The following is a 9,124-nucleotide window of genomic DNA, read 5'->3' as shown; positions in this document are numbered from 1 at the left end:
TCCCCCGCCTCCGCCCCCGGCGGGCTTCGGCGTGGCCGCCGTACCTCCCACCGCGACCGTCGACAGCAGCTTCACCGTGTCTTCATGCCCGGCGGGGCAGTCGGCCGGAGCCGAGGACTCGGCCATGGGCCGGGCCAACTCGAACGTGTCGCCGCAGGTCCGGCAGCGGTATTCGTAACGAGGCATGACAGCAGGCTAACGGCTCGGTCGTGATCCCGGACCCGTGCCGACCTGTGCGTGTGACGAAGTCCCTCCCTCCGGTTTCCCGCCGTACGCAGCGATTGCGTTCATTTCTGTCACTTTCCTGTGTGGAGAACTTGCGAAGAGCACTGGTAATTTGAGTGGGCCGCGGGGTTGGGGGGACGTGGGGGCTTCACAGCTGTGACCAGGTGAACACAAGCCCGCCCGTACGTTCTGTGCGTCCCTTTACGCGGCATCCACGAATGCGGAGGGAGACGCTGTCGTGACCAGGCGGGGGGAGGGGGAGAAGCCCCGGAAGCCGGACGCGGTCCCGCGCCCGGACGAGACCATGCAGCTGAAGGTCCCCGCCTCCTTCCGGGCGGACGAGACCATGCAACTGCGCGTCGGCGACCTGGAGATACCCGAGGCCGGAGCGTCTCCCGGCGGGCCCAGCAGGCTGGCCCGCAAGAAGGAACTCCGGCCGTCCCCGCTGCGCCGCCTCGCCGGCGCAGCCAGCCCGTACGCACGCCGGCTGCGCCCCGCCTACCCGCGCCCCGGCCGCGCCGGCTGGCGCCGCTGGATGCCGTCCTGGCGCCAGTGGGCCGGCGCCGCCCTCGCCGGCACCGGCGCGAGCGTCGTCTTCCTCGGCATCGCCTACGCGGCCACCGACATACCCGACCTCAACTCGTACGCCAAGCAGCAGGACAACGTCTTCTTCTGGGCCAGCGGCGCCCCGATGGCCCGCACCGGCTGGGTCCAGCGCCAGGACATGCCCCTCAAGGACGTCCCGGAGGACGTCCGGAACGCGGTCATCGCCGCCGAGAACGCCAGCTTCTACAGCGACCCCGGCATCTCCCTCAAGGGCATCAGCCGCGCCCTCCTGCGCACCGTCGGCTCGGGTGATACCCAGGGCGGATCGACCATCACCCAGCAGTATGTGAAGAACGTCTACCTGAACCAGGACCAGACGCTCGGCCGCAAGTTCACCGAGGCGATGATCGCGCTCAAGCTGGACAACCAGATGAGCAAGGACGACATCCTCCAGGGCTACCTCAACACCAGCTGGTTCGGCCGGGGCACGTACGGCATCCAGCGCGCGGCCCAGGCGTACTACGGCAAGGACGTCGGCGAACTCAACGCCAGCGAGGGCGCGATGCTCGCCGCCCTCCTCAAGGGCGCGGGCCTGTACGACCCGACGCTGAGCGCCGCCAACCACGCGCGCTCCGAGGAGCGCTGGAAGTGGATCCTCGACCGGATGGTCGACATCGGGAAACTCTCCAAGGAAGAGCGCGCGACCTACACGAGGTTCCCCGAGCCCCTGAAACGCAACCCGCTCTATGACACGGGTCAACAGACCGACTACCTCGTCGAGTTGGCGACCAGCTATGTGAAGAAGGCCGCGAACATCTCCGACAAGGACTTCGACCTCGGCGGCTACCAGATCTACACGACCTTCGACAAGAACCGCGAGACCCAGCTCACCGCCGAGGTGACCAAGGCCCGCAAGCAGGCCCAGAAGGACGACCCGAAGAACGCGAAGGCCGCCCACTACGGCGCCGCCTCGGTCGGCGCCGACGGCCGGATCATCGCCGTCTACGGCGGCCCCGACCACCGTACGCAGGGCTACAACGAGTCCAACGCCACGACGGTGCCCGCCGGTTCGGCGTTCCAGCCGTTCGTCTACGCCGCAGGGCTCGAACACGGCGTACGCAGGACCCGCGAGGGCCCCGTCGAGGAGATCACCCCGCTGTCCCTGTACGACGGGAACAACGGCGCGCTGGTCAGGACGCCCGAGGGGCCGTACTGGGACCGCAGCGGCAAGCCGGTCGCGGCGAAGAACGCCGACGGGAAGTCGTACGGCATGATCAGCCTGCGCCGGGCCCTCGCGCTCGGTGTCGACGGGCCGTTCATGCAGCTCGGCATGGACACCGGCCTCGACATGGTCCGCAAGACCGCCGAGGACTCGGGCCTGCTGTCGTCCAGCATCGGCGCGATGGTGCCCGCCCTGTCCGCGGGCAGCTCCACGCCGAGCGCGATCCGCATGGCGAGCGGCTACTCCACGTTCGCCGCCGGCGGCGTCCACACCGAGCCGTACTCGGTGCGCAAACTCACCCGCAACGGCGCCCGGGTGGACCTCGCGATCCCCGGGAAGCAGCGGGCGATGAGCGAGGAGGTGGCCGGCCAGGTGAGCGACGCGCTGACCGAGTCGCTGCGCACCGCCCACCCCTCGGCGAGCGGCGCCGGGAAGTCCGGGACGACGGAGAAGGACACCGCGTCCTGGTTCGTCGGCACGGCCGAGAAGGTCTCCACGGCCGTCGTCGTCTACCGCATCGACCTGACCAAGAGCCTCGAACCCCTGCCGCTGGAAGGCATCGCCGGGAGCGCCGGCGACAGCGTTCCGTACCGCATCTGGTCGCGGGCCACCAGTCCGACGGACTGACCGCCGGACCGCCCCCGTCCCCCAGCAGAATGAGCAGCCGCACATGAAGCAACCGTCGGGCCGCCGCCGCAAGGCACCTGAATCACGCCCCAAGTCCCCGGCCACCAACCGGCGTTCGGGGTTCCTCTCGCTGGCCGCCGTGCTCGTGGTCAGCTCGCTCGTCGGCGGATACCTGGTGCTCTCGCGCACCGACCGGACCACCCCGACGGCCGCCGAGGGGCCCCAGGGGCAGCAGACGGTGAAGGAGACGGAGGAGCCGTGGGACGGGAAGACCAAGGTGCTCGGGGACGGCTCGACGTCGTACACCGGCCCGCAGACCGGGCAGTTGAAGCCGGAGAAGCTCAAGCCCGGTGAGAAACCGCCCCAGTTCGTCGTCTTCTCCTGGGACGGCGCGCTCCAGGGCGACGATCAGCTCTTCTCGCACTACCGGAGCCTGGCGCAGGAGTACAACGCGCACATGACGTTCTTCCTGACCGGCATCTACCTGCTGCCGAAGGACAAGAAGAACCTCTACCAGCCCCCGCAGCACCCCCGGGGCTCCGCCGCGATCAGCTACGCGACCGACGACCACATCCGCACCACCCTCGAACAGCTCGGCCGGGCCTGGGAGGAGGGCAACGAGATCGGCACCCACTTCAACGGGCACTTCTGCGAGGCCAAGGGCGGCAAGGACTGGAGCGTCGCCGAGTGGAAGAGCGAGATCGACCAGTTCTACGAGTTCGCGGAGAAGTGGAAGACCAACACCGGCTTCGAGGAGATGGACCCGCTGCCCTTCGACTTCCGCAAGGAGGTCACCGGCGGACGCGCGCCCTGCCTCGAAGGCCAGCCCAACCTGCTGAAAGCGGCCAAGGACTACGGCTGGCGCTACGACGCCAGCTCGCCCGGCAAGTTCCAGGTCTGGCCCGACAAGAAGGACGGCATCTGGGACTTCCCGCTCCAGATGCTTCCCTACGAGGGCGGCAAGTACCAGGGCCTGTCGATGGACTTCAACTTCCTCTACAACCAGTCCGACGGCCAGGTGAACGGCGACCCCGCCAAGTACCCGCAGTGGCAGCAGGAGACCCTCGACTCCTACATGGCGGGCTTCAACCGGGTCTACTACGGCAGCCGCGCGCCGCTGTTCATCGGCAACCACTTCGAGGACTGGAACGGCGGCATCTACATGAAGGCCGTCGACCAGGCGATCAAGAACATGTGCACCAAGAAGGACGTGAAGTGCGTGTCCTTCAAGGAGTTGGCGGACTGGATGGACGCCCAGGACCCGGAGACCCTCGACCGGCTCCGAACCCTTGATCCTGCCCAGAGCCCGGACTGGTCAACCGTCGTCCAGTGACGGTCTCATAACAGCTTGCCGCAGCGAAGGTAACCCCCTTCACAACAGCCACACATGGCATGCAAGGATTCCGCTACCCGGCATCCCTCCCCCGCCGGGCCAGAGGGGAACTATCAGTGAAGTCAAGGAAATTGAGCCGTTCGCGGCGCCGCGTCACGATACTCACGGCGACCGCCGCGTCGGTCGCCGCGGGCGTCGCGCTGCTGCCGAACTGGTCGGCGGGAGCCGCCACCCCGAGCGACCCCACGGTGGACGCCAAGACCCGGGCGACCTTCCAGAAGCTCGCCGACGCGGTCTTCACCGACCGCACCGACGCGCTCGTCGACGGCAACCGCAAGAAGCCCACGACCAAGGGCTTCTCCGGGCGCGTCAAGATGTCCTCGAAGCAGAACAGCACCGAGAGCAGCACCCTCAACTCCCTGACCCAGCGCAAGAACACGCTGGCGAAGCTCGGTGAGAAGTACAGCAAGGGCACCACCGGCGTCAGCCTCGACACCGTCAAGGTCACCGGCCGCACCGCCAAGGCCCAGGTCACCGAGACCACGGTCCTCACCTACGAGAGGACCAGCGCCAAGGAGCCGAACACCACCGGCTTCCAGGCCCACCACGAGCTGACCTTCAAGGCTGACCACAGCGGCAACTGGCAGCTCTCCGGCGTCCGTTCGACCGACCAGGGCGGCACCACCGTCAACCAGGTCGCCGCGCCCGCCGTCGCCACCGTCAAGCCGGCCGCCGCCGCGACCGACACCCCGGCCGCCCCGCGCGCCGCGACCACACGGGGCCCCGTCGCCGTCCCGAAGACCCTCACCGGCGGGACGTACGACTACAAGGCGATGGCCGCCTACGCCGAGAAGCACTGGAGCAACTACAACCCCGACTACCCGAACTTCAACGGGCAGGGCGCGGGCGGTGACTGCACCAACTTCGTCAGCCAGTCCCTGAAGGCGGGCGGCTGGAAGCACGCGCCGGGCTACGTGTACGACTACACGAAGTGGTTCGGCAACAACGAGATCCAGTCGTACTCGTTCGTCGGCGTCAACGAGTGGTCCTGGTTCACCCAGAACGCCAAGCGCTCCACGCCGCTCGCGAACGTCTACCAGATGCAGGTCGGCGACGTCCTCCAGGTCGACTTCGACCGGGACGGCTCCAAGGACCACACGATGATCGTGTCCTACGTCGCGAACGGTATGCCCTACCTGACGTACCACTCCTCGAACACCTACCGGCGTTCGCTCTCCAGCGTCATCGCGTCGTACCCGACCTCGTACTACTACGCGTACCGCACCTGATCTCCCTCTCAGGTACGACGGGGCCCGTCACCCTCCGGGGTGACGGGCCCTGCGCGTTCAGTGCGCCGTGCCCCGCTCCTCGCGGATCTGCGACACCACCCGCGCCACCGACTGCCGCACCGCCTCCGTCTCCGTCAGGAAGTGCCAGTAGTCGGGGTGCCGGCCCTCCAGACCCGCGACCGCCCGGTCCAGGCGGGCCACCGACTCGTCCAGCGGGCGCGCGTGCCGGGGGTCCGGGGTCGTACGGCCGGTCATCGCCAGGCGCTGCGCGTCACGGATCGCGAAACGCGTCCGGTCGATCTCCTGCTGCGGGTCCTTCTGGACCGCGTTCAGCCTGGTCAGCCGGTCACCGGCGGCCGACACCGACTCGTCCGTCGCGTTCAGCAGCGCCCGCACCGTCGACAGCAGGGACGTCGCGTCCGGCCAGCGCTGCTCCTCCCGCGCCGAGCGCGCCTCCCGCAGCTTCGCCTCCGCCTGCCGGACGTTCTCCGCGGCCTGCTCCGGCACCCGCTGGAGGTCCTGCCAGCAGGCCGCAGCGAACCGGCGCCGCAACTCGCTGAGGATCGGGTCCACTTGGTCCGCGCGCGTCGTCAGCGCCTGCGCGCGCGTGCGCAGCGACACCAGCCGGTGATCGATCTCGGCGGCCTTCTCCGGCAGCCGCTCCGCCTCCGTACGGATCGTCTCCGCCTCCCGCGCGACCCGCTCCGCGCGCTCCAGCGTCTCCGCCACGCCGTGCTGACCCGCCCCCTGGTTCAGCTTCGTCAACTCCGGCGCCAGCGCGGCGAGTCGGGCCGCGAGGTCGTCCGCCTTCAGCTCGGTCCGCCGGACCGCGTCCAGCGCGTCGGACGCGGCCAGGAGAGCCTGGCGGGCCCGCTCCACCGCCGGGGCGAGACGGGCGAGCTGCGTCTCCGCCTTGCCGAGCAGCGGGCCCAGGCTGCCCGCGAAGCGGTCCAACTCCTGCTTGGCCTTGGCCAGTTCGTCCTTCGCCCGGGTCAGCTGCGTACGCGCCTGCGCCGCCGCCGACGCCTCCAGGTCGTCCCGGTCGAGGTCGTGCGCGTCGACGGCGGTGATGTACTGCTGGCTCACCTCGTCGATCCGGCGGCCGATCTCCTCGAACGCGCCGACGGCCCGGCGCGCCGCCGGGGAGTCGTCCACCGCCGTGATCGTCTCGATCGAGATCTTCAAGTCCCGCTGCGCCGTGTCCAGTTCGTAGAACGCCGCAGCCGCCGCGTCCTTCGCCGCCTGCGCCTCGACCCGCATCCCCTCCGACCGGCCGCCGAACCAGCGCCGGGTACCGCCGCCGGCGAACGCGCCGGGGAGGGCGAGAGCGGCGAGGACGGGGAGGGCGGCGACGAGGGTGAGGCTGTCGCGTAGTACCAGGGAGCTACGGGGTGTGCGCGCACGCCGTGCGGTCCGGTCCGGCCGACTCTCGTGTGAAGGTGTCGCCGTCACGTCCCTCTCCCGCGCTGTCGTCCGTCCTGCCTGGCCCGGTTCCCATTCTCCCACCGGTCTAGGACGAACACACGGGGCGGTCGGTTCGCGTCGGACCCCGGCCCGTGTCTCAGCTCGCGGTGCGGATCGCCAGGTAGCCGTCCGAGACCCGGGCCGTGATCTCGTGCGCACTGTCGTCGGCATGCGGCACCGACACCCTCGTAGCACCGTCGGTCACCTTCGTCGACACCTTGTACGTCCCCTTCGGCACCTCGATCGTGACGTTCCCGTCGTTGGCCTTCGCCTCGATCCGGTCCGGTACGACGGACAGGTTCAGCTGGACCGAGCCGTCCCCGGAGCGCGTGGTGACCGTCCGCGAGGACACGTCCGCGCGCACCGAACCGTCGTTCGTGTCCAGGTCCAGCGGGCCCGAGGTGTCGGTGATCCGTACCGAGCCGTCGCCCGCCTTGACGCTCAGCGCGTCCCGCACACCGCTCACCTTCACGCTGCCGTCGCTGGAGACGACCTTCACCGCGACGCCCCGGGGGATCTCGACCCGGTGCCGCGAGGAGCAGTCCGCGACGAGGCCGCTGCACTTCATCCGCAGCTTCAGCCGGCCGTCCTGCGACATCGACCAGGTCAGCTTCGGGTCCTTGCCGACCGTCACGGAACCGTCGAACCAGCGCGTCACCTCCACCCGGCCCGCCCTGTTCCCCTCCGCCGCGACGATCTCCAGCGCCGTGTCCCCCGAGTCGATCGTCAGCGTCGACCCCTTCAGGTCGAACGCCCGCGACTCCGGGGCGGTGTCCTCCGAGGCGTCCGAGCAGGCCGTCGCGAACACGGCGACGAGGACCGCACCGCTGAGTACGAGACGGGTAGTACCTGAGGTGCGGGCCATGGCGAAGTCCCCCTGAGACGAGCCGGATCGGTACTACGACGCTAGGCCCGCAGGCCCCCGCCATCGATCCGGCTCCCTCCCTCATCCAGGGTGGGGATAACCCCCGGGTGCCCCCCTGGAGGGATACGCGTTTGCAGACCAGCACCCCCAGCAAGGTACGCTGTCGACTCGTCCCGAACGCGCGAGCCTCGGGCAACGGGTGCGTAGCTCAGGGGTAGAGCGCCTGCCTTACAAGCAGGATGTCGGCGGTTCGAAACCGTCCGCGCCCACAGAACCGGACCCTCTAGGTGACACCTAGGGGGTCTTCTCCATGTCCCGGGGTACCCCGCGCACCTCAAGGCCCGCCATCAGCTCCGCCGTGGCCGCCTCGATCGCCGCCACCGCCCGGTCGAACACCTCCTTGTTGTGCGCGGCCGGGGCGCGGAAGCCGGAGACCTTGCGGACGTACTGGAGGGCGGCGGCGTGGAAGTCCTCGCCGGTGGCGTCGTGGGGGAGGGACGGCGGGCGGAGGGTCTTGATGCTGCGGCACATGGGGCCAGTGTCCCTCTCCCGGGCGTATCCCGCTGGCCCTTGGCACCGCCGCCGCACCTTGGCATGATCACCGTCGTGGCGGCCACCGGAACTCCGGGGCCGACCGGCGAAAGGAATCACGTCATGACGTACGACAGGCTCACCGTCGCCGTCCTCGGCCCCGGCGGGGTCGGCGGACTGCTCGCCGCGCTGCTCGCGAAGGCCGGGCACCGGGTGATCTGCCTCGCGGGCGAGGACACCGCGACGGCGCTGCGCACGGACGGCATCCGCGTCAACAGCGCCCAGTTCGGCGCCTTCACGGCCCAGGTCGAGGCGGATACGCAGCTCAGGGCCCCCGCCGACGCCGTACTGATCGCCGTCAAGCAGACCGCTCTGGACGACGCACTGGCGCGCGTCCCCGCCGAGGTGCTCGGCGACGCCCTTCTCGTGCCGTTCCTGAACGGCGTCGAACACCCCGAGGCGCTCCGCGCGCACCACCGTCCCGAGCTGGTCGCGCCCGGGGTGATCCGGGTCGAGTCCACGCGGACGGCGCCCGGGGTGATCGAGCACACGAGCCCGTTCACGGAGATCGACCTGTCCGGCGACCCCGTCGACCCGGCTCGCCTGGAGGCGCTGGCCGCCGTCCTGAACGAGGCGGGCCCGACGGCCCGGGTCCTCGACGGCGAGACGCGGGCGCTCTGGGCGAAGCTCGCGTTCCTGGCCCCCTTCGCGCTGCTCACCACGCGGTACGCCCTGCCCGTCGGCGACCTCCGCACCGCCCACCGCGACGAACTCACCGCCCTCGTCACGGAGGTCGCGGCGATCAGCACGGCCGCCGGGTCCCCCGCCGACCCCGCCCGGACCCTGGCCCGCTACGACGCCCTGCCGCCCGGCATGAAGTCGTCCATGCAGCGCGACGCGGAGTCCGGCCGGCCGCTCGAACTCGACGCGATCGGCGGGGCGTTGCTGAGGGCGGCCGGGACGTACGGGGTCGCGGCGCCGGTGGCGGAGCGGGTGGTGGGGGAGCTGGGGGCGTCGTAGCC

8 protein-coding genes and 1 tRNA gene are annotated in these 9,124 nt (G+C 70.2%); 5 read left to right on the top strand and 4 right to left on the bottom strand.

Translation table 11 applies throughout. From position 1 onward, the window contains the following. Positions 1 to 186 (bottom strand): FmdB family zinc ribbon protein (locus AOK24_RS46650; protein ID WP_079057135.1); only part of this gene is annotated, 186 nt, incomplete at its 3' end. A 277-nt stretch (positions 187 to 463) separates the two neighbouring features. On the opposite strand from AOK24_RS46650, the gene AOK24_RS33980 reads away from it, so the two are divergent. The 3 genes from AOK24_RS33980 (at position 464) to AOK24_RS33970 (ending at position 5,242) form a co-directional block, all read left to right on the top strand. Continuing rightward, positions 464 to 2,620, top strand: coding sequence for a transglycosylase domain-containing protein (locus tag AOK24_RS33980; protein ID WP_206191317.1), 2,157 nt, complete (start codon positions 464 to 466; stop codon positions 2,618 to 2,620). A 43-nt stretch (positions 2,621 to 2,663) separates the two neighbouring features. Beyond that, entirely contained in the window at positions 2,664 to 3,953 is a 1,290-nt protein-coding gene (locus AOK24_RS33975; RefSeq protein ID WP_055723855.1) for a polysaccharide deacetylase family protein, read from the top strand. Between the two features lie 116 nt (positions 3,954 to 4,069). Next, positions 4,070 to 5,242, top strand: coding sequence for an amidase domain-containing protein (locus tag AOK24_RS33970; RefSeq protein WP_055723854.1), 1,173 nt, complete (start codon positions 4,070 to 4,072; stop codon positions 5,240 to 5,242). A gap of 57 nt (positions 5,243 to 5,299) precedes the next feature. On the opposite strand, the gene AOK24_RS33965 is transcribed toward AOK24_RS33970, so the two are convergent. Next, positions 5,300 to 6,694, bottom strand: coding sequence for a coiled-coil domain-containing protein (locus AOK24_RS33965; RefSeq protein WP_055723853.1), 1,395 nt, complete (start codon positions 6,692 to 6,694; stop codon positions 5,300 to 5,302). 109 nt (positions 6,695 to 6,803) lie between these two features. Then, positions 6,804 to 7,571: a DUF4097 family beta strand repeat-containing protein gene (locus AOK24_RS33960; protein ID WP_055723852.1), complete on the bottom strand. Its 768-nt coding sequence runs from the start codon at positions 7,569 to 7,571 to the stop codon at positions 6,804 to 6,806. A 197-nt stretch (positions 7,572 to 7,768) separates the two neighbouring features. Between AOK24_RS33960 and AOK24_RS33955 the strand changes: the two genes are divergently transcribed. Continuing rightward, positions 7,769 to 7,840, top strand: a tRNA-Val gene (locus AOK24_RS33955). Between the two features lie 25 nt (positions 7,841 to 7,865). Here the strand turns inward: AOK24_RS33955 and AOK24_RS33950 are convergent. Beyond that, on the bottom strand, positions 7,866 to 8,102 hold the full coding sequence (locus AOK24_RS33950; RefSeq protein WP_055723851.1) for a DUF2277 domain-containing protein: 237 nt from the start codon (positions 8,100 to 8,102) through the stop codon (positions 7,866 to 7,868). Positions 8,103 to 8,225: 123 nt separating this feature from the next. On the opposite strand from AOK24_RS33950, the gene AOK24_RS33945 reads away from it, so the two are divergent. Next, positions 8,226 to 9,122 carry a ketopantoate reductase family protein gene (locus AOK24_RS33945; protein WP_055723850.1) on the top strand — a complete coding sequence of 299 codons (897 nt, stop codon included), beginning with the start codon at positions 8,226 to 8,228 and terminating at the stop codon, positions 9,120 to 9,122. The last annotated feature ends 2 nt before the right edge of the window (positions 9,123 to 9,124 follow it).

The sequence above is a fragment of the Streptomyces niveiscabiei genome, assembly GCF_001419795.1.
In the GTDB taxonomy this organism is placed as follows: domain Bacteria; phylum Actinomycetota; class Actinomycetes; order Streptomycetales; family Streptomycetaceae; genus Streptomyces; species Streptomyces niveiscabiei.
This window is presented reverse-complemented; position numbering and strand designations above follow the sequence as displayed.

Coding starts and splice junctions, on each gene's coding strand:
- AOK24_RS33975 (WP_055723855.1), top strand. CDS start 2,664: ATGAAGCAACCGTCGGGCCGCCGCCGCAAGGCACCTGAATCACGCCCC.
- AOK24_RS33960 (WP_055723852.1), bottom strand. CDS start 7,571: ATGGCCCGCACCTCAGGTACTACCCGTCTCGTACTCAGCGGTGCGGTC.
- AOK24_RS33950 (WP_055723851.1), bottom strand. CDS start 8,102: ATGTGCCGCAGCATCAAGACCCTCCGCCCGCCGTCCCTCCCCCACGAC.
- AOK24_RS33945 (WP_055723850.1), top strand. CDS start 8,226: ATGACGTACGACAGGCTCACCGTCGCCGTCCTCGGCCCCGGCGGGGTC.